At 72.2% G+C, this 25469-nt stretch carries 14 protein-coding genes; 13 read left to right on the forward strand and 1 reads right to left on the reverse strand.

Annotated features, from left to right (window positions below; all coding sequences use genetic code 11):
• The first annotated feature begins 10 nt into the window (after positions 1 to 10).
• From ACTWQF_RS17885 to ACTWQF_RS17925, 9 genes are all read left to right on the forward strand, one after another.
• Entirely contained in the window at positions 11 to 1864 is a 1854-nt protein-coding gene (locus ACTWQF_RS17885; RefSeq protein ID WP_443280405.1) for an ABC transporter ATP-binding protein, read from the forward strand.
• Complete coding sequence (locus tag ACTWQF_RS17890) at positions 1861 to 3639, forward strand: ABC transporter ATP-binding protein (RefSeq protein WP_443280406.1); 1779 nt, start codon at positions 1861 to 1863, stop codon at positions 3637 to 3639. The genes ACTWQF_RS17885 and ACTWQF_RS17890 overlap by 4 nt, the downstream gene beginning before the upstream one ends.
• Entirely contained in the window at positions 3636 to 4790 is a 1155-nt protein-coding gene (locus ACTWQF_RS17895; RefSeq protein ID WP_443280407.1) for a saccharopine dehydrogenase NADP-binding domain-containing protein, read from the forward strand. The genes ACTWQF_RS17890 and ACTWQF_RS17895 overlap by 4 nt, the downstream gene beginning before the upstream one ends.
• Positions 4787 to 7618 (forward strand): methyltransferase, encoded by a 2832-nt coding sequence (locus ACTWQF_RS17900; protein WP_443280408.1) that lies wholly within the window; start codon positions 4787 to 4789, stop codon positions 7616 to 7618. The genes ACTWQF_RS17895 and ACTWQF_RS17900 overlap by 4 nt, the downstream gene beginning before the upstream one ends.
• Positions 7619 to 7684: 66 nt before the next feature.
• Positions 7685 to 9526: an asparagine synthase (glutamine-hydrolyzing) gene (asnB, locus tag ACTWQF_RS17905; RefSeq protein WP_443280409.1), complete on the forward strand. Its 1842-nt coding sequence runs from the start codon at positions 7685 to 7687 to the stop codon at positions 9524 to 9526.
• Between the two features lie 34 nt (positions 9527 to 9560).
• Positions 9561 to 10790 carry a cytochrome P450 family protein gene (locus ACTWQF_RS17910; protein WP_443280410.1) on the forward strand — a complete coding sequence of 410 codons (1230 nt, stop codon included), beginning with the start codon at positions 9561 to 9563 and terminating at the stop codon, positions 10788 to 10790.
• Positions 10791 to 10841: 51 nt separating this feature from the next.
• Positions 10842 to 12476 (forward strand): (2,3-dihydroxybenzoyl)adenylate synthase, encoded by a 1635-nt coding sequence (locus ACTWQF_RS17915; RefSeq protein ID WP_443280411.1) that lies wholly within the window; start codon positions 10842 to 10844, stop codon positions 12474 to 12476.
• Positions 12473 to 13669: a cytochrome P450 gene (locus ACTWQF_RS17920; RefSeq protein WP_443280412.1), complete on the forward strand. Its 1197-nt coding sequence runs from the start codon at positions 12473 to 12475 to the stop codon at positions 13667 to 13669. The genes ACTWQF_RS17915 and ACTWQF_RS17920 overlap by 4 nt, the downstream gene beginning before the upstream one ends.
• A 114-nt stretch (positions 13670 to 13783) precedes the next feature.
• Positions 13784 to 20467, forward strand: coding sequence for an amino acid adenylation domain-containing protein (locus ACTWQF_RS17925; RefSeq protein WP_443280413.1), 6684 nt, complete (start codon positions 13784 to 13786; stop codon positions 20465 to 20467).
• Between the two features lie 203 nt (positions 20468 to 20670).
• Here ACTWQF_RS17925 and ACTWQF_RS17930 read toward each other — a convergent pair whose 3' ends face one another.
• The gene (locus tag ACTWQF_RS17930; protein WP_443280414.1) at positions 20671 to 21492 is read right to left on the reverse strand and encodes a MerR family transcriptional regulator; all 822 of its coding nucleotides are present in this window, start codon (positions 21490 to 21492) and stop codon (positions 20671 to 20673) included.
• Positions 21493 to 21702: 210 nt separating this feature from the next.
• Here ACTWQF_RS17930 and ACTWQF_RS17935 point away from each other — a divergent pair, with 210 nt between their 5' ends.
• The 4 genes from ACTWQF_RS17935 (at position 21703) to ACTWQF_RS17950 (ending at position 25464) form a co-directional block, all read left to right on the forward strand.
• Entirely contained in the window at positions 21703 to 22674 is a 972-nt protein-coding gene (locus ACTWQF_RS17935) for a metal ABC transporter solute-binding protein, Zn/Mn family (protein ID WP_443280415.1), read from the forward strand.
• Between the two features lie 140 nt (positions 22675 to 22814).
• Complete coding sequence (locus ACTWQF_RS17940) at positions 22815 to 23666, forward strand: metal ABC transporter ATP-binding protein (protein WP_443280416.1); 852 nt, start codon at positions 22815 to 22817, stop codon at positions 23664 to 23666.
• Entirely contained in the window at positions 23666 to 24604 is a 939-nt protein-coding gene (locus ACTWQF_RS17945; protein ID WP_443280417.1) for a metal ABC transporter permease, read from the forward strand. The genes ACTWQF_RS17940 and ACTWQF_RS17945 overlap by 1 nt, the downstream gene beginning before the upstream one ends.
• The gene (locus ACTWQF_RS17950; protein WP_443280418.1) at positions 24601 to 25464 is read left to right on the forward strand and encodes a metal ABC transporter permease; all 864 of its coding nucleotides are present in this window, start codon (positions 24601 to 24603) and stop codon (positions 25462 to 25464) included. Before ACTWQF_RS17945 ends, ACTWQF_RS17950 begins: the two co-directional genes overlap by 4 nt.
• Positions 25465 to 25469: the final 5 nt, after the last annotated feature.

Raw genomic sequence — 25469 nt, forward strand, 5'->3', positions numbered from 1 at the left:
ACTTGAACCGGTGACGAAAGAACAGGACCCCCGGCCCGCCACTCAGCCCACGGAGCCGGACAGGGACGAGCAGCGCGAAACCGCCCGCGCCCTGAAGGAACTGCGGCGCCCCGTCGCCTGGATGACCCGGCTCGGCGTCGTCCTGGGCGGCATCGGCGCTCTGACGACCCTGATGCCGTTCGTCGGCATCGCCGAAATCGGCCGCGCGCTGCTCGCCGAAGGACCGCTGGACCGCGGCCGGGTCGTCACGGCTGCCGTCGTCGTCGCCGTCACCTTGGTGCTGGGCTGGAGCTGCAACGGTGCGGCGCTGTGGATCACCCATCTCGCCGACGGCAGACTCCAGGCGGATCTGCGGCGGCGCATGGTGGGCAAGCTCGGCAGGGTCCCGCTGGGCTGGTACTCCGCCACCACCTCGGGGCGGGTGCGCAAGGCTGCCCAGGAGGATATCGACGACCTGCACCATATGGTCGCCCACCACGACGTCGAACTGTCGGGCGCGATCGTGCTGCCGGTGGCCGGGCTGGGCTATCTGTGCTGGGTGGACTGGCGGCTGGCCCTGCTCGCCCTGGTCACACTCCCGGTGTACTTCACCGCGTACGCCTTCATGATGCGCGGCTTCACGGACAAGATGCGTCAGCTGGACGCCGCCTTCGGGCGGGTCAGCGCCGCCGTCGTGGAGTTCGTCCACGGCATCTCGGTGGTGAAGGTCTTCGGCGGCACTCGCCGGGCCCACGCCGGATACCGCGATGCGGTGCGCGCCTACAGCGACCAGTACACCGGCTGGGTGCGGCCGGTGCTGAAACTGGAGGCGTACACCTCCATGGCGCTGTCCGTCCCGGTGATCGCCCTCGTGGGACTCGCGGGCGGCACATGGTTCACCGCCCAGGGCTGGGTCACCCCCGCGGACGTCCTCGCCGAGATCCTCGTCGCGGCTGTGCTCCCCTCCACCCTGCTCACCCTGAACCAGGGCCTGACGGCGCAGCGCAAAGCAGTTGCCGCCGCCGGCCGGATCACCACACTGCTGGGCACCCCGGAACTTCCGGAGGCCGACAGCCCGCACAGCCCGCAGGGGAACGACGTGGTGTTCGACAACGTCACCTTCGGCTACGAGCAGGGCACCCCCGTGCTGCACGGCATCAGCCTCACCTGCCGCCCCGGCACCGTGACGGCGCTCGTCGGCGGCTCCGGCACCGGCAAATCCACCCTCGCAGCGCTGGTCCCGCGCTTCCACGACGTCGACAGCGGCACGGTCCGCATCGGCGGGACGGACGTGCGGGAGATCGCGCCCCGCGACCTGTACCGGCACGTGGGATTCGTGCTCCAGGACATCCAGTTGCTGCACGGAACCGTCGCGGACAATCTGCGCCTCGGCCGACCGGAGGCCACCGACGCGGAACTCGCCGAGGCGGCCGCAGCAGCGCGGATCCACGACCGCATCACGCGGCTGCCACGTGGCTACGACGCGGTCATCGGCGAGGACGCGATCTTCTCCGGCGGTGAGGCGCAGCGGCTCACCATCGCCCGCGCCCTGCTCGCCGACACCCCCGTCCTGGTCCTCGACGAGGCCACCGCCTACGTCGACCCCGAGTCCGAGGCCGAGATCCAGGACGCGCTGTCCACCCTCGTGCGCGGCCGCACCGTCCTGGTCGTCGCCCACCGGCTGTCCACCATCACCGACGTCGACCAGATCGTGGTACTGGACGGTGGACGGATCGCCGAGCAGGGCGCCCACGACGAACTGCTCGCCGCCGGCGGACAGTACGCCCGCAGGTGGGCGGCCCACCACCACCCCGACGACGGCGTCGTCCCGCCCGGCGGCCGACCGGGGGCCGCCGCGCCGTCCGCAGAGGAGAACGAGCGATGATCCGCCACCTGGCCACGATCCTGGGCCCCGATCACCGGGGCGCACTCCGTCGCTACCTGGCGTGGCTGTTGGCCTACGCCATGCTCGAAGGCATCGCCATGGCCTTCCTGGTACCGGTGCTGCGGGCCGTCTTCGACGGCGACACCGACGCCGCGCTGCGCCGACTCGCAGTACTGGCCGTTGTCGTCCTGGCCACCTGTATCGCCCGCTACCAGCAGGCAATGCGCGGCTTCAACCTGGCAGTCACCACCCTCACGACCCTGCACGAGCGGCTCGGGGACCACCTGGTCACCCTGCCGCTGGGCTGGTTCACCTCGGAGAAGGTCGGACGCCTCGCCCGCAGCGCGACCACCGGCACCTTCACCGTCACCAACGTCTTCGCCCACCTGCTGACCCCCGTCGTCAGCGGCATCGTCACCCCCGTGACGGTGGTGGCCGCCATGCTCGTCCTCGACTGGCGACTGGGTCTGGTCCTGGTGTGCTGCGCCCCGCTGCTGTACGTCACCCACCGCTGGTCCGCATCCTGGATCGGCCGCTCCGAGGAGCAGCGGGAGGCGGCCGACGCGCTGGCGGGCAACCGGGTCGTGGAGTTCGCCCGGGCCCAGAAGACACTGCGCGCCTTCGGCCGGGACCGCGAGGGGCACGCGCCGCTGGAGGACGCGGTCGAGGGCCGTACCCGGGCCGGTGGGCGCATGCTCGCCGAGACCATGCCGCGGCTGCTGGCCAACGGCCTCGCCATTCAACTGTGCTTCGCGGCGCTGGTCGTCACCGGCGTAGCGCTCGTGCTGAACGACGCCACGGAACCGGCCGCGCTGGTCGCCCTGCTCGCGCTCGCCGCCCGGTTCGTCGGTCCGCTCTCGGAGGCCGCCGGGATGAGCGGCATGCTGCGCATGGCGGGGAACGATCTGAGCCGCCTGGCCGCCCTGTTCGACGTACGGCCGCTGCCCGAGCACACCGGCCCTGTGGCCCTGGACCGGCCCGGCGAGATCGTCTTCGAGGACGTCACCTTCGGCTACACCGAGGAAGCGCCGGTGCTGCGCGGGGTGTCTCTGCGCGTACCGCCGCGCACCATGACGGCGGTGGTCGGTGCTTCCGGCTCCGGCAAGACCACCCTCACCCGGCTCATCGCCCGGTTCTTCGACGTGGACCAGGGCACCGTACGGGTCGGCGGTGCGGACGTCCGCGAGACGCCCACCGAAGAGCTGATGGCGCAGCTCTCCCTCGTCCAGCAGGACGTCTACCTGTTCGACGACACCCTGGCCGGCAACATCCGCGTCGGCCGCCCCGACGCCACCGAAGCGGAGATCCATGAGGCCGCGCGGATCGCCGGGGTGCCCGAGATCGTGCACCGGCTGCCGCAGGGCTGGGACACGCCCGTCGGCGAGGGCGGCGCCTCGCTGTCCGGCGGCGAACGGCAACGGGTCTCGATCGCCCGCGCCGTACTCAAGCGCGCCCCCATCGTGCTGCTGGACGAGGCGACCGCGGCCCTGGACCCCGAGATCGAGACGTACGTGCAGCGGGCGCTCCGCACCCTGATGCGCACCTCCACCCTGGTGGTGATCGCCCATCAACTGCCCACCGTGGTCGCCGCCGACCAGATCGTCGTCCTGGACGAGGGGCGCGTCTGCGAACGCGGCACCCACGAGGAACTCCTCGCGGCCGACGGACGCTACGCCCGCTTCTGGGAGCAGCGCCGCCGCAGCCGCGGCTGGCGGCTGGTTGGCGACGACGCTGCGGACGGCGTGGGACGAGGCGGCGCGGAGGTGACCCGTTGATCGGCGTCCTCGGCGGCTACGGCGACGTCGGCCGGCACGCCGCGCGCACCCTGCACCGGGCCGGACAGCCCTTGCGCATCGGCGGACGCTCCGCCCGGTCCGCTGCCCACTTCGCGGACCGCCACCTGGAGGGCGCCGCCGAGCACCGTGCCGTGGACGCCCGCGACCCCGAGAGCGTACGGGCCTTCGCCGCGGGGCTCGGCGTCCTGGTCAACTGCGCCGGACCGTCCTACGCGACCGGCGTGGTGGCAGCCGACGCGGCGCGGGAGACGGGGTGCGACTACGTGGACGCGGCCGGGGACGATGCGCTGTACGCACGGCTCTCCACCGGCCGCTACCAGCGGGCGGGACGGAGCGCCGTGCTGTCGGCGGGGCTGCGGCCGGGCCTGACCGGGCTGTTCCCCCGGGCGGTCGCCGCACGGGTCCGCGACGCCGGCCTGTCACGGGTGCGCGCCCTGGCCATGTACACCCAGGTGATCGACCGCTTCACCCGCGTCGCAGCCCTGGAGTACCTCTACGGCGCCGCCGAAGGCGTGGCCCGCCCCCTTGCCGCCTGGCGCGACGGAGCCCCGCGCGCCCGGCAGCTGACCCGGCGTCAGAGCGCCGGACTGCCCTTCTTCCCCGGCGCCTGTCTTCTGCTGCCGCAGCTGGGCACCGAAGACGAACGCACGGCCCGCACCCTGGGCCTGGAGCGCGGCGACTGGTGGACAGTGGTGGCCGGAGAGCACACGCCGGCCGCGTTCGACCGCGTTCACACCCTGCCGCGCGAAGAGGTGGCCGACCTGCTGTGCCGGGCGAGTCAGCTCGACCTCACCGGGCGGCGCCCGTCGGTCACCCTGGCCGTCGTCGTGGAGGGCGACGGGCCGCAGGGCCCCGCTGCCCGGACGGCAGTCCTGAACGGGCCGGGCAACGCTCTCCTCAGCGGTGCCGTCGCCGCACTCTCCGCGCTGGCCGTGCTGGACGGCTCCGTGCCGCCGGGCCGCCATTACGCCGCGGATGTACTCGACCCGGAGGGAGTACTCCAGGCCCTCAGCGGGGTCGGTCGCCCCGCGGCGGCTACGGACGGCACTCCTGCGGCCCGAATCGAACTGCTGCCGGCGGACGTAAACCCCTTCCGGCGCGACGCCGTCCTTGAGGAGGGAGCGCTGTGACGGAGTCCGCCCTCGCCCCCGCCGACAGCCAGGAGATGCGCCACGCGCTTGGCCGGCTCGACGGCATCAGCCGTGCCGCCATGGCCGCCGTGCTCGGCCCCGCGCTGCCCGCCGACGAGCCCGGGCTCGCCGCCGCGCTGCGCGTGGCACCCCGGCACCGAGGGCTGCTGCGCCGCTGGCTGGCCGCGCTCTGTACGGCCGGACTGCTGCGGAGCGACCCGGACGGGGTCCTGCACCGCAGTGGCAGCACGACTGCTCCGGAGGTTGCGGAACTCGCGGACAGCTACGCCCAGTTGGGGTTCCCGCCTGAGATGGCCCGCTTCCACCGGGCCGCGCTCGCACGCCTCCCCGAGCTGCTCAGCGACAGGATCACCGCCCAGGAACTGCTGTTCGCCGAGACGGACGTACTCGCCGCGCTCGGTGCCTACCAGCGCAACCTCTTCACCGGCCGACTGCACGCCCAGTGCGCGGAACTGGTCCTGGACGCCGTACGCGGCCACCCCGGGCGGCCGCGCGTTGTCGAACTCGGCGGCGGTACGGGAGCGACCACCGAAGCCGTGCTCGCCGCGCTGGCCGGGGAGTCGGCCGAGTCGGCTGAGTCGGCCGAGTTGGCTGAGTATGTCTTCACCGACGTCTCACCGCTCTACACCGGCGCGGCCACCGAACGGTTCGGGGTGACCTCGGCACAGCTCGACATCGACACCGACTTCGCGGCACAGGGCTTCGCCGCCGGCGGCGCGGACGTGGTCGTGCTCGGCAACGTGCTGCACAACGCCACCGACATCGCCGCCTCACTGCGCCGCATACACCGGCTGCTGGCCCCCGGCGGCACGCTCCTGCTCCTCGACTCGGTGCGCGCCACCGACGCGGTGCTCACCTCCATGGCATTCCTGCTCTCCCCGCAGCCCGGCACCCCGTACGCCGCCGAGCCGCGGCAGCGGTTCACCGACCAGCGGGCCGGCACCGACACGGTGTTCCTCTCCGCCGAGGAATGGCGCGCCGAACTCGACGCCGCCGGATTCGCCGTGCGGGCCCAACTGCCCTCCGACGACTCGCCTTACGCTGCCGCGGGGCAGTACCTGTGGCACGCCGTCGCCGCACCGCCGCGGGTGGCCGACGCGGCGCCGAACGCCACACTGGAGCGGGCGCTGGCCGACCGGGGGAGGGAGACCGTCTGCTCCGTGGAGGGGATGGATTACCCGGCAGCGGCAGTGCTGGCAGCGGTCTCGTCCGGCGCGGGCACGGACCTGCCGCCCCCGGCGCGGCGCTTCTTCGCGGAACTGGCCGGCGCCCGGCGCGCTGCGGAGCAGCCCGGATACGGAGACGGAGAGGGAGACGGAGAACCGCCCCGCACCGCCGTCCTGGCCGACGACCCCGTCGGCGCCCACGCGGCGCTGGAAGCGTGGGCCGCAGGTGGCCATGTGACCGTGGCCGCACCGGACATCCCGCCCGCCCGGCTGCTCGCCCTGCTGGAGCGGGAGGGCATCACCGAGGCGGTGCTGCCACTCGCCGCTGTACGCGCCGTGCCCGACGCACCGTCGGCCGCCGTCACGGACCTGTCCGCACTGGCCCGGGTCCGCTGCTGCGAGCCAGGCGTCACGGCGGCAGACATCGCGGCGTGGGCAGCACTGGGCCCGGCGCTGGAGAAGACATCGGCCGCCCACGTGCCCTTCGGCCCGTCCGGGCAGACAGCCGACGCCGCCGCGCACGCCGGTGCAGTCGGGGACGCGGCCCTGCGGGACGTCGACCTCGGCGCGGCAGTGGCCGCCATCCACACGGTGGGCCGCGCCGCGCTGCACAGCATGCTCAACGCGCTCTACCGGAGCGGCTGTTTCACCCGCGAGGGAGACGTCCACACGACCGAGGGCATCCTTGCGGCGACCGGCACGGCCCCCGCTCACCACCGGCTCCTGCGGCGCTGGCTCGTGGTCCTCACCCACGAGGGGCTGCTCGCTCTGGACGCGGCGGAGGGCTTCCGGTGCACCGTGCCGGTAGCGGCGTACGGCGACCTGGACCGGGTGTGGGGCCCGGCGTGGCAGCAATGGCACGCCGCCTACGGTGCGGTCGGAACCGTCGAGTACGCGCAGCGGTGCGCCCAGGAACTGCCCACGCTGCTGCGCGGGGACCGGCAGGCCGCTGAACTGCTGTTCCCCCAGGGGCGTGTCGATCTGGCCCGCACGCTGTACGCGGAGAGCGTCACAGCCCGCTACCAGCACCATGCCGCAGCCGCGCTGGTCGCCCAGGAACTGCGGGGCGGGTCGCACTCGGGCCCGCTGCGGGTGCTGGAGGCGGGCGGCGGCACCGGAACGACCACCGAGATCGTGCTGCCGGAACTGGCCCGCCTGACCGGGGAGCCATCCGTCACGTACACGTTCACCGACATCTCGCCGTTCTTCCTGGGGCACGCCCAGGAGCGCTTCGGGAACCGCATCACCTACGGCTTGCTGGACATCGACAAGGACCCGCTCGCCCAGGGCTACGCCGCTGACTCTTGCGACGTGGTGGTGGCCGGGGGAGTGCTCAACGCGGCTGCGGATACCGACTGTTCGGTACGCGGGCTCGCCCGGCTGCTGGCTCCGGGCGGGCTGCTGGTGCTCACCGAACCCACGCGTGAGGAGTACTGGGTGCTCGCCTCGCAGGCGTTCTTGATGACGCCGCCGCAGGACGCGCGGGCGGCCACCGGCGCCAGCTTCCTCACCCACGCGCAGTGGCGGTCGGTCCTGGACGACGCCGGACTGTTGCCGGTGGCCGATCTGCCCGAGCCCGGGCACCCCCTTGAGGCGCTGGGCCACCGCGTGTTCGCGGCCCGGAAGCCGCCCACCACCTGACCCTTCCGACCAGCTATGACTACCCCGGCCGTCCACCGGCCGGACCAGACGAATTGAGGACGACTCATGTGCGGAATCACCGGCTGGGTGGCGTTCGACCAGGATCTGACCCGGCAGGGCGAGACCGTCGAAGCAATGACCGCGACCCTCGCCGACCGCGGCCCCGACGAGAGCGGGGTGCGCCTCTACCGGCATGGGGCGCTCGGCCACCGCCGACTCGCGGTCATCGACCTGCCCGGCGGCGTACAGCCCATGACGACCCGGACCCCCGAGGGCGAGGTCACGCTCGTCTACTCCGGCGAGACCTACAACTACCTCTCCCTGCGCGACGAACTCGTCCGCCGCGGGCACCGGTTCACCTCCCGCAGCGACACCGAGACGGTGCTCCGCGGTTACCTGGAGTGGGGCGAGGCGGTCGCCGAGCGGCTGACCGGCATGTACGCCTTCGCGGTGTGGGACGAGCGGCAGGAGAAGCTGGTCCTGGTCCGTGACCGGATGGGCGTCAAGCCGCTGTACTACCACCACACCCGGGACGGGCTGCTCTTCGGCTCCGAGCCCAAGGCCATCCTCGCCAACCCGGCCTTCCCACGCCGCGTGGACACCGGCTGCCTGCGCGAACTCGTCGGCTTCACCAAGGCGCCCGGCTGGTCACTGTGGAAGGATATGCACGAAGTCGAACCCGGCACCGTCCTGACCGTGGATCGCGGCGGCGTCCGGGAGCACACCTACTGGCGGCTGGAAACGGCCGAGCACACCGACGACGCGGAGGCGACCATCGCCCGTGTCGCCGCACTCCTCGGCGAGATCGTCCCGCAGCAGCTCGTCTCCGACGTGCCGCAGTGCGTGCTGCTCTCCGGCGGCCTGGACTCCAGCGCCGTCACCGCGCTCGCCGCACGCCACCAGCAGCGCAGCGGGGAGAAGCCCCGCACCTTCGCCGTCGACTTCGCCGGCTACGAGGATAACTTCCGTCCCGACGAACTGCGCGAGACCCCCGACGCGCCCTACATCCGCGACATGGTCGCGCACGTCGGCGCCGACCACAGCGACGTGGTCCTCGACTCGGGCGCGCTCCTCGACCCCGCGCTGCGGCGGGCCGTCGTCGGCGCCCGCGGCATGCCGATCGGGCTCGGCGATATCGACAGCTCCATGCTGCTGCTGTTCCGGGCCATCAGGGAACAGTCGACGGTGGCGCTCTCCGGCGAGTTCGCCGACGAACTCTTCGGCGGCTATGCCTGGTTCCATCACCCGGCCGCCCGTGACGCCGACACCTTCCCCTGGCTCGCCTTCCAGAACACCTACACGGCGGACCGCACTGAACCGCTGCGCCCGGAGCTGCGGGCCGCGCTGGATATCGGCGGGTACGTGGCCGACGAGTACGCGGGAGCCGTCGCGAAGGTGGAACACCTCCCGCACGAGGACGCGTTCGAGCGCCGGATGCGCACCAGCAGCCATCTGCACATCACGCGGCTCGTACGGGCGATGCTGGACCGCAAGGACCGGATGTCGATGGCCACCGGCCTGGAGGTGCGGGTCCCCTTCGCCGACCACCGACTTGTGTCGTACGTCTACAACGCCCCCTGGGCGCTGAAGACGCTCGACGGGCGGGAGAAGGGGTTGCTGCGGCAGGCCGTCGCCGATCTGCTGCCGCGCTCGGTCACCGAACGTGTCAAGAGCCCCTACCCCTCGACCCAGGACACCGGATACGCCGTCGCCCTCCAGGAGCAGACCCGTCAGGTGCTCGCCGACGACAGCCACCCGGTCTTCGCCGTCTTCGACCACACCTGGGCGCGCCGCGCCGCCGACGCGGACCCGGCGAGCGTGACCGGCGCCGTGCGCACCGGCCTGGAACGGCTCCTCGACTTCCACGTCTGGGCGGACCTGTACCGCCCGGAGCTGATCCTGCCGTGACCGCCTCCCTCACCCCGACCTTCCGGAGAACCACATGAGCACCACAACCCCGCACGCGCCCCTCCCTCTGAGCGAGGACTTCATCCAGGACGCCCACACCGTCGCCGCGCAACTGCGCGCCTCGGCGCCCGTACGCTTCGTGGAACTGCCCGGCGGCTTCCCCGTCTGGCTGGTCACCGGCCACGCCGAAGCCCGTGCCGCCGTCACCGATCCGAGGCTCAGCAGTGACGGCGTCTACGACCGGCTGGAGCGACTGCGGCTGGGCGGCGGCGAGGACACCGAGAGCCACTTCGCACCAGAACTGGCCAAGAACCTGCTCAACCTCGACCCGCCGGACCACACCCGGCTGCGCGCCCTGATCACCAAGGTGTTCACCGCAGGCGCCGTCGCGCCGCTGCGTCCGCGTATCGAGGCGATCGCCGACGAACTGCTCGACGCCATGGACGCGGGGGGCGACCAGGCCGAACTCCTCGCCGACTACGCCCTGCCGCTGCCCATCCGCGTCATCTGCGAACTCCTCGGCATTCCCTTCGCCGACCGGGACCGGTTCACCGCCTGGTCCCGCACCATGGTCGCGGCCTCCACGCCTGAGGAGATCGGCGCGGCCTCCGTTCAGATGGCCGGCTACCTCGGCGAACTGGTGGAGGACAAGCGCCGCACCCCCGGCGACGATCTGCTGACCCGCCTGGTGCACGTCAGCGACGACGACGGGGACCGGCTCTCCCGCGACGAACTCATCGCCACCGCGGTCGTCCTGCTCACCGGAGGCTTCGAGACCACGGTCAACCTCATCAGCAGCGGCACCCTCGCCCTGCTGCGCCACCCCGACCAGCTCGCGCTGCTGCGGGCCGAGCCGCAACTGCTGCCGCAGGCCGTCGAGGAGTTCCTGCGCTACGAGACCCCGAACAACCTCTCCAGCCCCCGCTACGCCACCGAACCGGTCGAACTCGGCGGAGTCACCATCCCCGAGGGCCACTTCGTGATGGTCTCCTGGCTGGCCGCCAACCGCGACGGGCGGTTCGCCGATCCCGACCGGCTCGACATCACCCGCACCGCCGGCGGCCACCTCGCCTTCGGGCACGGCATCCACTACTGCGTCGGAGCCGCCCTGGCCCGTCTGGAGGGCGAGATCGCCTTCGGAAGGCTGCTGGAGCGCTTCCCCGACCTCGCCCTCGCCGTGTCCGAGGACGCGCTGCGGTGGCGGTTCTCCACCGCCATGCACGGCCTGGAAACCCTGCCGGTGCGGCTGCGCCCCGGGCACTGACGCCACCGTCACCCCCAGACGCCACCGACCGCTACGGAACGAGGACCCACCGTGCCCCTGCTCGACGGATTCACCCCCTGGCCCGCGGACATCGCGGCGCGCTATCGCGCCGAGGGCTACTGGACCGGCACCACCCTCGGCAGCGTGCTGCAGGACAGCGCCCGCCGCACCCCCGGCCGCACCGCGCTCGTGGCCGACGGTCGGCGGCTGACGTACCGCGAACTCGACGCCGCCGCCGACCGAGTCGCGACCGGGCTGCTTGCCCACGGACTCAAGCCGGGCAACCGCCTGCTGGTCCATCTGCCCAACGGCGTCCCCTTCGTCACCCTCCTGTTCGGCTGCTTCCGCGCGGCCGTGGTGCCCGTGCTCGCCCTGCCCGCCCACCGGGAGAGCGAACTGGTCCATCTGGCACGGCTGTCCGGAGCCGCCGCCTGTGTCATGCAGTCCGGCGGACCCGCCGAGCGGAAGCTGGCAGAAGCGGTACGGGCCGCCGCCCACACCGTCCGCCGCGTCTTCGCCGTCGGCGATCCTGACGCCGAGGGGCCGTGGACGCCGTACGAAGCGCTGCTCACCGAAGAACCCGCTCACCCGGACCAGGCGTCCGACGCGGCCCGGCCCGAGGACGTCGCCGTCCTCCTGCTGTCCGGCGGCACCACCGGGCCGCCCAAGCTGATCCCGCGCACCCACGACGACTACGCGTACAACCTGCGGGCCAGCGCCCGCGTCACCGGGCTCGACGAGGACACCGTCAGCCTGATCGCGCTCCCTGCCGCGCACAACTTCGCCCTGGCCTGCCCCGGTCTGCTCGGCACGCTGTACGTGGGCGGCACAGTGGTATTGGCCCCTGGCCCGGATCCGGACACAGCCTTCCCGCTCATCGCCCGCGAACGGGTCACCACCGTGGCGCTCGTCCCTCCGCTGGTGCTGGCCTGGCTGGACGCCGCCGAACTGCTCGCCCCCGACCTGAGCAGCCTCACCTTGATCCAAGCGGGCGGCGCCCGGCTGAAGGAGGAGGCGGCCCGCCGGGTGCGGCCCGTCCTCGGCTGCGCGTTGCAGCAGGTGTACGGCATGGCCGAGGGCCTGCTGAATTTCACGCGCCTGGACGACGCCGAGGACCTGGTGCTCACCACCCAGGGCAGACCGCTCGCCGCCGACGACGAGATACGCGTTGTCGACCAGGACGGCCGTGCCGTTCCCGACGGCCAGACCGGCGAGCTGTGGGTACGCGGCCCGTACACACTGCGCGGCTACTACCGGGCCGAGACCCACAACGCCACCGCGTTCCGTGCGGACGGCTTCTTCCGCACCGGCGATCTGGTGCGCCGACTGTCCAGCGGCCATCTCGTGGTCGAGGGCCGCGCCAAGGACGTCGTCAACCGCGGCGGCGACAAGGTCCCGGTCGAAGAGGTCGAGAACCATCTGCTCGCCCATCCCCAGGTGCACGACGTCGCACTGGTCGGTTTCCCCGACGAGGCCATGGGGGAGCGCACCTGTGCCTTCGTCGTGCCGCGCGGTGCCGCGCCGACCCGCCGCGACCTGGTCGACCATCTGACCCGGCGAGGTGTCGCCGCGTTCAAGCTGCCCGACCGGGTCCGCGTCGTCAAGACCTTCCCCCGCACCGGCGCCGGAAAGGTCGACAGGACCGCGCTGGCCCGCGCCCTCGCCGAAGCGGGGGAGAAGCTGTGACCGATCCGGTGCCCTACCCGTTCAACGCCGGGCAGGGGCTCGCTCTGGCCGAGGCGTACCGGGAAGCGCAGCTCACCCCGCGCCCCATCCGTGTCCAACTGCCGTACGGCGAGCCGGCCTGGCTGGTCACCCGCTACCAGGAAGCGCGTTTCGTCCTCACCGACAGCCGGTTCAGCCGGGCCATGGCGACCCGGCGGGACGCGCCGCGCACCACACCGGTCAGCCCGATCGGGCTGGTCGCCACCGACCCGCCCGACCACACCCGGCTGCGCCGGCCCGCAGCACGCGCCTTCACCGCGCGCCGCGCGGAGGCCCTGCGCCCCCGGGTACGGGAGATCGCCGAGGCGGCGGTACGGCGCCTGGCCGCCGAGGGTGCCCCGGCGGACCTGGTGGAGAACGTCGCCCTCCCCGTCCCCATCGCGGTGATCTGCGAACTGTTGGGAGTGCCCGTCGAGGACCGGGCACGCTTCCGCGGCTGGAGCGACACCGTGCTGTCCACCAGCGGTGCGACCCCGCAGGGCTTCATGGCCGCCACCCGCGAACTCAAGGCGTACATGGGCGCCCTGCTGGAGCGGCGCCGCGCCGAACCCGCCGACGATCTGATGACCGCGCTCCTGCGGGCCCGCGACGAGGAAGCGGCCCCCGAGGGTGAGGGTCAGGCGTCGCACGAGGAACTGGTGGAGCTGTGCATCGCGCTCCTGCTGGGCGGCTACGAAACCACCGCCACCCAACTGGCCAACTTCGTCTGGGTGCTGCTCACCGAACATCCCGAGGCGCTCGCACGGCTGGCCGACCATCCCGACGAGGCCCGCTCGTGGGTCGAGGAGTTGCTGCGGTTCGTCCCGCTGGCCGCCTCCGCCTCCCTCCCGCGCTACGCCGTCCAGGACCTCGACGTCGGCGGCGTCCGCGTCCGTGCCGGAGAACCGGTCCTGGTGGCCATCGGTGCGGCCAACCGTGACGCGCTGCGCTTCCCTGGGCCCGACGACCTCGACCCGGGCCGGGACACCTCCGGCCATCTCGCTTTCGGCCACGGCATCCACCGGTGTGCCGGAGCCGCGCTGGCCCGGGTCGAACTCCAGGAGGGACTGCGCGCCCTCGCCCGGCTGCTGCCCGGCCTGCGCCCGGCCGGTGATGCCACCTGGAAGTCGGCCGCGTTCCTGCGCGGCCCGGCCACCCTGCCCGTGCGCTGGTGACAGCCCCGTCAGAGCGCCTCCCACAGCCCCGTATGCCCGCCCTGCCGGGTCCGGGTTCCGGCACCACGCCGCTCCGGGCCCCGGTGAGACAGAAGGAAGACCGTGCTCCCCGACGTGACTGATCCGGCGACCGCCGAGACCACCGACCCGCAGGCACTGCGCGCCCGCCTCGCGGACGTACTCGACATGCCGGCCGAGACGATCCGCGACGACGACAACCTCATCACACTGGGCCTCGACTCCATCACCCTGATGAAGCTGGCAGCCCGCTGGCGGCGGGCCGGGGCCCCGGTCACCTTCGGTGAACTCGCCGCCGATCCGAGCCCCGCCGCCTGGCACGCCCTGCTGGCCTCCCGCGCGGCGACCCCGCGCCCCGGCCCTGCCGCTTCCGTCGCGGGTTCCGTCCCCGGCAGCGAGCCGGACGACGTCCCCGGCGGTGAGCCGGACGACGACGCCCCCTTCCCGCTCGCCCTTATGCAGCACGCCTACTGGGCCGGCCGGTCCCCCGGGCAGCAACTGGGCGGCGTGGCCGCCCACTTCTACCACGAGTTCGACGGCAGGGAAGTGGAGCCCGCCCGCCTGGAGTCGGCGGTGCGTGTCCTCTTCACCCGGCACGGCATGCTGCGCGTCCAGGTGTACGACGACGGCACCCAGCGCATCCTCGACAACCCCAACTGGCCCGGGCTGCACGTCACCGACCTGCGCGAGACCACCCAGCAGGAGGCCGCACAGGAACTGGAACGGATCCGCGCGGCGCTCTCGCACCGCAGCATGGACGTCGCGGCCGGCGAGGTCTTCGACGTCCGGCTGACGCTGCTGCCGGACGGCCGTACCCGCACCCACGTCAACCTGGACATGATCGCCGCCGATGCGCTCAGCCTGCGGGTGCTCCTCGCGGACCTGGCCGACGCCTACGAGGCCGGCGGTCATCTGTCACGCGCCCCGCTCGACTACAGCTTCCCCCGCTACCTGGCCGACCGGGAAGCGCACCGGGCCGGGCCCGGCAGTGCCGCCCTGGAGACCGACCGCGCTTGGTGGCGCGAGCGGCTGGCCGACCTGCCAGGGCCTCCGCAACTCCCCGCAGCGGGCAACGACTCCAAGGCGACCACCGTCGTCCGCCGGCACCGCATCCTGGCACCGGAGCAGGCCGCCGCCTTCGCGGAGCGTGCGCACGCACACGGACTGACCCCGGCCCTGGCACTCACCGCGGTCTTCGCCGAGACGCTGACGACGTGGAGCGCCGAGCCGTCGTTCCTGCTCAATCTGCCCCTGTTCGACCGCGAGCCGCTGCACGCCGATGTCCCGTCCCTGGTCGGGGACTTCACCTCCTCGGTGCTGCTGGCCTGGGACGGCACCGCGCCGGGCGGTTTCGCCGACCGGGCCCGGCGCCTGCAGGAGCGCTTCCACACCGATGCGGCACACGCCGGGCACTCCGGCGTGGAGGTCCTGCGCGACCTGACACGACAGCGCGGCGGACAGACCCTCGCCCCCGTCGTCCACACCAGCGCCCTCGGCCTCGGGCCGCTCTTCCCGGCCTCGGTACGGCGCTGCCTGGGCGAACCGGTCTGGATCATCTCGCAGGGCCCGCAGGTGTGGCTCGACGCGCAGATCACGGAGCTCGACGGCGGGTTGCTGGTCAACTGGGACGCCCGCGAGGCCGCCTTCGCGCCGGGGGTGCTGGACGCGATGTTCACCGCCTACAGCACGCTGCTCGACCGACTGACCAGCGACGACCAGGCATGGCAGACCCCCGTCGACGACCAACTGCCCGCCGCCCAGCGCGAGGTGCGGGAACGGGCCAACGCGACGGGGGCGGCACCCGGCGCCGGACGACGGCTGCACGACGGCTTCTTCGAACGCGCCACCACCACGCCCGAAGCGCCCGCGCTGCTGTGGGGCGAGGGGACCGACCAGGGCAGTTACAGCTACGGCGACCTGGCAGCCCGCGCCCTGGCGGTCGCCGGTCAGCTGCGCGCCCGCGGCGCAGGACCCGGCGACCTGATCGCCGTCAGCCTGCCCAAGGGGCCGGACCAGGCGGTCGCCGTCCTCGGCGTACTCGCCGCGGGTGCCGCATATCTGCCCGTCGCCGCGGACCAGCCGCAGCACCGCAAAGAGCGCATCCTGCGCGCGTCCGGCGCCCGCCTGATCCTGGACGACCTGGCCCCGGCGCCGGACGCCGAGCCGCTGTCGGCTCCGGTTCCCGGCTCGCCCGACGACCTGGCGTACGTGCTGTACACCTCCGGGTCGACGGGCGAGCCCAAGGGCGTCGAGGTTCACCACGCGGCGGCCATGTGCACCCTCGCCGACCTCACCGAGCGGTTCGCCCTGGACGCCATGGACCGCACACTCGCGCTGTCGGCGCTGGAGTTCGACCTCTCCGTCTTCGACCTGTTCGCCCCGCTGACCAGCGGAGGCGCGGTGGTCTGCGTACGGGAGACGGAGCGCCGGGACGCCCATGCCTGGCTCGGCCTGCTGCACCGGCACGGCGCGACGGTGCTCAACTGCGTCCCCGCGCTGCTGGACATGCTGCTGACCGTGCTGGAGACGGAGCCGGCCACGGACGGCGCACCGGTGCCGCTGCGCGCCGTGCTGCTCGGCGGCGACCGGGTGACGGTGGACCTGCCCCGCAGGCTCGCCCGGTACGCGCCCGAGTGCCGCTTCGCGGGGCTGGGCGGAACCACCGAGACCGCGATCCACTCCACCGTCCAGGAGACCGACAGCCGGCGGATACCCGAGGACTGGACCCTGGTGCCGTACGGTCTGCCGCTGCGCGGCGTGAGGTGCCGGGTGGTGGACGCGCTGGGGCGGGACTGTCCCGACTGGGTGCCGGGAGAGCTGTGGATCGGCGGTGGGGGAGTGGCCCGCGGCTACCGCGGGGACCCGGAACGCAGCGCCGACCGTTTCGTGGAGCACGCCGGCCACCGGTGGTACCGCACCGGCGACCGTGCCCGCTACCGGCCCGACGGCACCCTCGACTTCCTCGGCCGTACCGACCACCAGGTCAAGGTCCGCGGCCACCGCATCGAGCTCGGCGAGATCGAGGCCGTACTGGCAGCCCACCCCGCCATCGTCCGCGCCGTCGCCGTGCAGCTGCCCACCGGCCGTCTCGGCGCGGCCGTGGTGCCCACCGCCGCCGCCCCGCAGCCCGAGGAACTCCGCGCGTTCGCCCGCACCCTGCTGCCGAACGTCATGCTGCCGGACACCGTCGCGGTGCTGCCCGAACTCCCCCTCACCCCCAACGGCAAGACCGACCGCGCAGCCGTCACCGCCGCCGTGGCCGCAATGTCACCGCACGAGGGTGCATTCGCCCCCGACGCGCCGCACCACGAGCCCCTGCAGACCGACACCGAACACCTGGTGGCCGCCGCCTGGCGGGACGTACTGGACGTGCCCGCTCCGGGCCCCGGACGCGGTGACGACTTCTTCGCCCTCGGCGGCGACTCCCTGCTCGCCACCCGGCTGCTGGCACGGCTGCGCGCCGAGGGCGCCCAGGGAGCAGCGCTCAGTGCGCTGTTCGCGCATCCGGTCCTCGCCGACTTCGCCGAGACGATCCACCTGGGAGCGGCCCGCCCGGCCCCGGCCCCGCCGCTCGCCGACCCGGCCAACCGGCACGAGCCCTTCCCACCCACGGACGTACAGCTGGCCTACTGGCTGGGCCGCAAGGAGCAGTTCACGCTGGGCGGTGTCGGTTGCCACTTCTACCGCGAGTACGACGTTTCCGGCCTCGACGTGGCCCGGCTGGAAGAGGCCGTCAACCTCCTCGTACAGCGGCACGAGATGCTGCGCGCCGTCTTCGACGACAACGGTGACCAGCGCATCCTTGCTGACGTACCGCGCTTCACCATCCCGGTCACCGACGCCGGGGACGACCCCGAAGCGGTCTACGAGACGCTGCGGCGTACCTGGTCGCACCACGTCTTCGACCCGGGCCGATGGCCCCTCTTCAGCCTTGCCGCAGTCCGGGACGGCGACCGTATCCGGCTCGCGGTCGGCATGGACAACCTCGTCCTCGACGCGCTGAGCATCCTCACCTTCTACGGCGAACTGTCCACGCTCTACCACGACCCCGGCACCGCACTGCCCCCGGTGGAGGTGTCGTTCCGCGACTACGTGCTCGCCGCCGAAGCCGATCCGGCCGACCGGGCCGAAGCCGAACGCTACTGGGACACACGCCTCGAGACGCTTCCCGCAGCACCCCGCCTGCCGCTGCAGTGCGACCCCGCCGAGCTGGGCAAGCCGTCCTTCACTCGGCGCACCGCCACACTTGAACCCGCCGCCCGGCGCGCCTTGGAAGAGCGCGCCCGGGCCCACGGAGTCACCCCCTCCGCGGTGCTCCTGACGGCCTACTGCGAGGTGCTCTCCCGGTGGAGCACCGACCGCGACCTGACGGTCAACCTCACGCTGTTCGACCGCCGCGAAGTGCACCCCCACATCCCGCAGGTCGTCGGCGACTTCACGTCGCTGGTGCTCGTCGGCCACCACCACCGGTCCGGCGAACCCTGGCTGGCCGGCGCCCGCCGCACCCAGCAGGAGCTGTGGCAGGCGCTCGACCACCGTTCCCTGTCCGCCGTCCAGGTGCTGCGCCGCCTCGCCCAGCGCACCGGCCAGGCCGACGTGACCGTGCCGGTGGTCTTCACCAGTGCCCTCGGCCTGACCGCCGGTGACGATCCGGCAGAGCTGTTCACCGACCAGGTCCACGGCATCACCCAGACCCCGCAGGTGTGGCTCGACCACCAGGCCGTCGAACGCCGCACCCCGGAAGGCCCGGTGATCGACCTGCACTGGGACGCGGTCGAGGAGCTGTTCCCCGAAGGCGTCCTGGACGCCATGTTCGACGCGTACACCCGTCACCTGCACGCCCTGCTGGCCGCCGACTGGACCCAACCGCGTCCCGTTCCGCTGCCGCCCGCCCAGCAAGCCGTACGCCGCCAGATCAACGACACCGCCGCCGAGCAGCGCGAGACCCTGCTGCACACACCGTTCTTCCGCCGGGCAGCCACACAGCCGCAGGCACCCGCGATCGTCACCGACGCAGACCCGCGGCCGACGACGTACGGTGAACTCTCCCTGCACGCCCGCCGGATCGCGGCCCTGCTGGCCGACCACGGAGTGCGGCCGGCCGAACCGGTCGCCGTCTGCCTACCCAAGGGACCCGAGCAGATCGCGGCGGTCCTCGGCGTGCTCGCCGCCGGCGCGGCCTATGTCCCCGTCGGTGTCGACCAGCCGCCCGTGCGCCGCGAGAAGATCCTCACAGCCGCCGGCGTCCGCCTGGCCCTGACGCCGGATACGGGCATGGGCGAGACCGACTGGCCGGTATGCCGCGTCCCCGTGAGCGACGCCGAGCAGTACACACCCGTCCCCGAACCCGCGACCCCGTCCCCGGACCAGCTCGCCTACGTCATCTTCACTTCCGGCTCCACCGGCGAACCCAAGGGCGTGGAAATCACCCACCGGGCCGCGGCCAACACCATCGAGGACATCAACGACCGCTATCAGCTCGCACCCGCCGACCGCGTACTCGCCGTCTCAGCGCTCGACTTCGACCTGTCCGTCTACGACATCTTCGGCCTGCTCGCGGCCGGCGGCGCGGTGGTCACGGTCACCGAGGACGAGCGCCGGGACGCCCAGCGCTGGGCCGAACTGTGCGCCCGGCACCACGTAACCGTGTGGAACACCGTGCCCGCCCTGCTCGACATGTTGCTCGTGGTCGCCGAACACCACCCGGAAACGGCGCCCCACCGTCTGCGCCTGGCCCTGCTCTCCGGCGACTGGATCGGTCTCGATCTGCCCACCCGACTCGCGGCGACGCTGCCCGGCTGTCGGCTGACCGGACTTGGCGGCGCCACCGAAGCCTCGATCTGGTCCAACGCGCACGATGTGGGCGAGCTCGACCCCGACTGGCCCTCTGTCCCGTACGGCAGGCCACTACGCAACCAGCGCTACCGGGTGGTCGATCCGGCCGGCGGCCAGGACCAGCCCGACTGGGTGCCCGGCGAACTGTGGATCGGCGGGAGGGGGCTGGCCCGCGGGTACCGGGGTGCTCCCGAGCTGACGGCCGCCAAGTTCGTCACCGCCGACGGAAGCCGTTGGTACCGCACCGGTGACCTGGGGCGCTACCGTCCCGACGGCTTGCTGGAGTTCCTGGGGCGGGCCGACAACCAGGTCAAGATACGCGGCCACCGCATCGAGATCGGCGAGGTCGAAGCCGCACTGGCTGTCCACGACCAGGTCGCCCGTGCAGCCGTGACCGTCACCGGTACCGGAGCGTCCCGGGAACTGGTCGCCGGGGTCGTGCTTCGCGCCTCTGACGTCACGCCGGCCCCGGACTCCGACCCGAGGCAGGACAGCACCTTGGCCGTGACCGGTGCCGCGCTGCGCGACTGGCTGGCGGAGCGCCTGCCGACCTTCATGGTCCCGCGCCATCTCGCGGTGCTGCCCCGGCTCCCGCTGACCGCGAACGGAAAGACCGACCGCTCGGCAGTGGCCGACGCGGTCCTCGCCACTGCGGTACAGCACGCGGAGGACGACGGGGATCCCGCCACCCCGCTCACCGGCTTCTCCAACTCCCTGGCGGGCTTGTGGGAGAGCGTGCTGGAGACTCCCGTGACGGGTATGGAAGCCAACTTCTTCGCTCTCGGCGGCGACAGCCTCAAGGCCGTACGCCTCATCGAGCGGGCGGCGACCGAGCTCGGTCACCGCGTGCCCCTCGCCCGATTCTTCGCTCGGCCCACACTTGGCGCCTTCGCGGCAGCGGTGCAGCACGGGACGTCCGAGGACATGGAAGAGGGAGCGCTGTAGCCGGTACGGCGCGGGTCGCGAAGGAGAGGACCGCAGGTGAGGCCCGGCGCTGCGAAGGCGCCGGGCCTCTTCTGGCCCTTCTCGGGCTCGCCGCCGCCCTGGCCCGCTGCACGAAGGTCTCAAGACTGAGGCCGGGCAGCGGGAGACTGTTGCGGTCGCCCGCTGCCCGAACGTGACCACCTGTCAGGCCGGGGTGCGATCGATCAGGCCCGGGTCACCGGTGCCTGTAGTTCCGTCACCCAGTCGTCGCGGTTCTCGGGGCACTCCAGGTTGATCTCGCGGGGGTATCTGGTCGACTGGTAACCGTTGGCATCGATCCAGCGGGCCAGGGTCTGGGCGGTGGGGAGCACGGTGTCCATCGAGCCGTGGTGCACGATGGTCGCCGCCTGGTCGAGGGACGGCAGGTCGAGGATTCGGAAGGCGCCGTCCCGGAGAGGGGCGGAGACCTGGACGGCGGCGTGGACGCTGATCCTGCCGCCGCCCTCCGGGGCGTCCTCGTAGTAGGCCACACCGGGACCTGTGGGGGTGATACCCGCCGAGCCCAGGCGTCGGAACAGCTCGTCGTAGAGCGGACCGATGACCGGGCCGATGTCCTCGGGCTCGAAACTCGCGGCGGTTGCGGTCAGCTCCGCCACCCGGATGGTGGGGACGCTCTTGATGACAACGTCGTTCGTGGGCATGCGCCCCTCGCTCTCGATCGCTCGGAGCCTCGCCTCGACCTGGACCAGCCGTGCTCCTGCGGCAGCCATGGCGGTCTCCAGTTCGGCCCGCCGCAGCCGCAGCATGCCGCGCAGTTCCTCGGCGCTGACCTTCTCGTCCACGATGTCCTGGACCTGCTGGAGGGTGAATCCGAGGTCCTTGAGCGCGATGATCCGGTTGAGGCGGGCCAGCTGGGCGGCGGTGTAGTAGCGATAGCCGCTGGCGGGGTCGACGTGGGCCGGGCGCAGCAGGCCGGTCGCGTCGTAGTGACGCAGCATCCGGACCGAGACGCGGCCGTGCCGGGCGAAGTCTCCGATGGTGAACATGATGTCTCCGAGCTGACCGCCTGACACGGTGTGAGGGTCAAGAAGCTACTTGGCGGTCGGCAGGAAGGTGCGGTGGGGCATCGATCGCGCCAGCGGTGATCGCGCCGCCGAAGTGGCTGTGAAGGTCGTTCTCACTTAGCGTCGGAAGTCCTGGAATGGTCAATATTGCCCCGGATCCACTCCGCCGCCGCTGAGAGAGAGCCAGCGCCTATGCATCCCCTCGCGTGCCGCCCCGTCGACCGCCGAGCTCCCCGGTTCGCTCTCAACAGCGCATTCGCCGCGGCCCTGGTGGCGGGCAGCGCCTGCTCCACGTCCGGAGGGAAAGGCGACGAGTCGGGCAGCCCCTCGCCGGGCTCACGGGGCGAGACCATCAAGGTGGTGGCGGCCGAGAACGTCTGGGGGAGCCTCGCCGCGCAGCTGGGCGGCAGCCACGCGAAGGTCACCAGTGTCATCGACAGCCCACAGGTGGACCCGCACGACTACGAGCCGACCGGCGCGGACGCCCGTACTGTGGCGTCGGCGCAGCTCGCGATCGTCAACGGCGCCGGCTACGACGCCTGGGCTCCCAAGCTGCTGGCCTCCAACCCGGACCCGGACCGCAAGGTGCTGGACGTCGGTGACCTGGTGGGTGTGAAGGAGGGCGGCAACCCACACCTGTGGTACTCGCCCGACAAGGTGCGCCGCGTGATCGAGAAGATCACGGCGGAGTACAAGAAGATCGACCCGGACAACGCGTCGTACTTCGAAAAGCGGAACGACGCCGTGCAGGAGAAAGCGCTCGCCTCGTACAACCAGCTCGTCGCCGAGATCCGGAAGAAGTACAGGGGCACGCCCATCGGGGCCTCCGAATCGATCGTGGACCCCCTGGCCAAGGGCTTGGGGCTGAAGATGCGGACCCCGGAGTCCTTCCTGAACGCCATCAGCGAGGGCGCCGACCCCACCGCCGGCGACAAGGCAACCGTCGACCGGCAGATCAAGTCGAAGCAGATCATGATCTACGTCTACAACAGCCAGAACTCCACCCCGGACGTCCGTGCCCAGGTGGACGCGGCCAAAGCCAAGGGCATCCCCGTCGCCACGGTGACCGAGACCCTCACCCCTGCCGACGCCTCCTTCCAGGAGTGGCAGGTCGCGCAGTTGCGCGGCATCCATCGGGCGCTGGCCGACGCCACCAAGAGGTAACGCCACCAAGAGGCAGCGCCACCAAGAGGTAAGGGGAGGCAAGGAGCAGAACTGTGAATCCGATCGCCCGAGTCCGAGAGAAGGTGCGGCGCAGCGCTCCGCCGGAGCCTCAAGACTCCGCGGCGACCCCGGGAGCGACCGTGGCCTCCCTGCGTGGCGCGGCAGCGCGGGTAGACGGTCGCATCCTGTGGTCCGGGGTCGACCTGGACATCGCCGCCGGGGAGTTCGTGGCTCTTCTCGGGCCGAACGGCGTAGGGAAGACCACCCTGGTCAAGATGCTGCTCGGCGTACTCGAACCCGCCGCCGGAAAAGTAGAGGTGCTGGGTGAACGGCCCGGGCGGGCGAGCCGGCACGTCGGTTATCTGCCGCAGAACCGCAGTTTCGACCCCTCGCTGCGCGTCCGCGGCATCGACATCGTCCGGCTCGGCTGGGACGGCGACCGGTGGGGCGTACCCCTGCCCGGAGCGGCACGGTTCAGCGCCCGGCAGCGGTCGGCGCGCGAGCGGATCGACAAGGTGATCGAGCTGGTCGGCGCCGACTCGTACGCGCATCGGCCGATCGGGCGCTGCTCCAGCGGCGAGCAGCAGCGGCTGCTGATCGCGCAAGCACTCGTACGCCGTCCCCGCCTGCTGCTCCTGGACGAGCCGCTGGACGGCCTCGACCTGACCGGTCAGGCGACGGTGACCGAGCTCATCGACCGGATCCGCCGCGAGGAAGGGGTGTCGGTGGTGCTTGTCGCACACGATGTGAACCCCATCCTGCGCTTTCTGGACCGGGCGGTGTATCTCGCCCCGCAGGGTGTGGTCGCCGGACCTGCCGATCAGGTCGTCAGCTCCGAGAAGCTGACCCGGCTGTACGGGACACCGATCGAGGTCCTGCGTACCTCCGACGGCCGACTGGTCGTCGTCGGACAGCCGGACTCCCACGCGGGGTGGCACCACCAGGCCGAACGGTTCGATGGGCGCACCGGCCCGGAAGCCGGCGGGCCGTGATGCCGGTGGCCCTCCTGACGGCTGCATCCGGACCGGGGTCCGCCGCCTGGACGTGGAATCCGATCGCCGTCCTGGAGCAGCTCTGGGCGTATTCGTTCATGGTCAACGCCTTCCGGGCAGGCACCATCGTGGCCGTCCTGGCGGCAGCGATCGGCTGGTTCATGGTGCTGAGGCGGCAAAGCTTCGCCGGGCACACGCTGGCGCTGGTCGGCTTCCCGGGCGCAGCCGGCGCGACCCTGCTCGGCATCGGAGCGATCTTCGGCTACTTCTTCTTCTGCATCGCCGCTGCTCTCGTCATCGCCTTGATTCCCCACGCCGGGCACGGGCGGAGCGCCGACCGCAGAGCCGGCAGTGGTCAGGAGTCGGCCCTCACAGGCACCGTGCAGGCGTTCCTGCTCTCCTGCGGCTTCCTCTTCATCGCCCTCTACAAGGGGTTCCTCGGTGGCGTGAACGCTCTGCTGTTCGGCAGCTTTCTCGGCATCACGAACAACCAGGTGGCGGTGCTGCTGGCGGTAGCGGCCCTCGCTCTGGGCGCACTGGCGGTGATCGGGCGTCCGCTGCTGTTCGAGTCCGTCGACCCCGGCGCCGCGGCCGGCCGGGGCGTACCGGCGGGGTGGCTGTCGGCCGGATTCCTGGTCCTCCTCGGCGCCGCCGTCGCCGGCGTCAGCCAGATCACGGGGGTGCTGCTCGTCTTCGCGCTGCTGGTGATGCCGGCCGCGACTGCGCACGCCCTCACCTCGCGGCCCGGACGCAGTCTGGCCCTGACCGTGCTCATCGCCTTGCTGGTGACGTGGCTGGCCCTGATCGTCGCGTACTACACGCCGTACCCGATCGGTTTCTTCGTGACCACCTTCGCCTTCGCCCTCTACGTCCTCGCACGGCTCGGCGTCCTCGTACGCCGAGGGTTGGTGCGCCGCACCGTCGAAGGCACGACATGAGCCCCTTCCTCCAGCACGCCCTCCTCGCAGGCACCGCGATCGCGGCAGCTGCCGGGATGGTCGGATACTTCCTGGTGCTGCGCGCCCAGGTGTTCACCGGCGATGCGCTGAGCCATGTGGCCTTCACCGGCGCCGTGGCCTCGCTTGCGTTCGGTTTCGACCCACGCCTCGGGCTGTTCGCGGCCACCATCGTCGTCGCCCTGCTGCTCGGGCTGCTGGGTCACCGGGGCCGGGCTGACGACGTGGCCATCGGCAGCGTCTTCTCCTGGATCCTCGGCCTCGGCGTCTTCTTCCTCACCCTCTACACCACCACCCGCAGCACTGCCGACAACCGAGCCGGGGTGAAGGTGCTGTTCGGTTCGATCTTCGGTCTCTCCGCCGGCCAGGCGCGTACGGCGGCAGTGATCGCCATCGGCATCTGCCTGGCTCTGCTCGTGCTGGCCCGGCCGCTGCTGTTCGCCTCCCTCGACGAAGCGGCGGCAGTCGCCCGCGGTGTGCCCGTCCAGATCCTGGGCTTCGCCTTCCTCGCCCTCGTCGGCGCCTGCGCGGCGGAGGCCACGCAGGCCGTCGGTGCGCTGCTGCTGCTCGGCCTGCTCGCCGCGCCTGCCGGGGCCGCCATGCGGCTGACCGACCGGCCCTACCGTGGCCTCGGCCTGTCCGCGGCGCTCGCGGTCGGTGAGATGTGGGCCGGACTCGGCCTGAGCTACGCCGTACCGACGTTGCCGCCCAGCTTCGCGATCATGACCGCCGCCGCCGTGGTCTACGCCATCGCCCTCGTCGGCCGTCGCAGGCGTACGGACGCGACGGTGGTCCCGCCACGAAGCCAGATGGCAGATGCCCACCACGTGGGCGATAATTGAGAAGG

The organism is Streptomyces sp. 8N114, assembly GCF_052245835.1.
Taxonomy (GTDB): domain Bacteria; phylum Actinomycetota; class Actinomycetes; order Streptomycetales; family Streptomycetaceae; genus Streptomyces.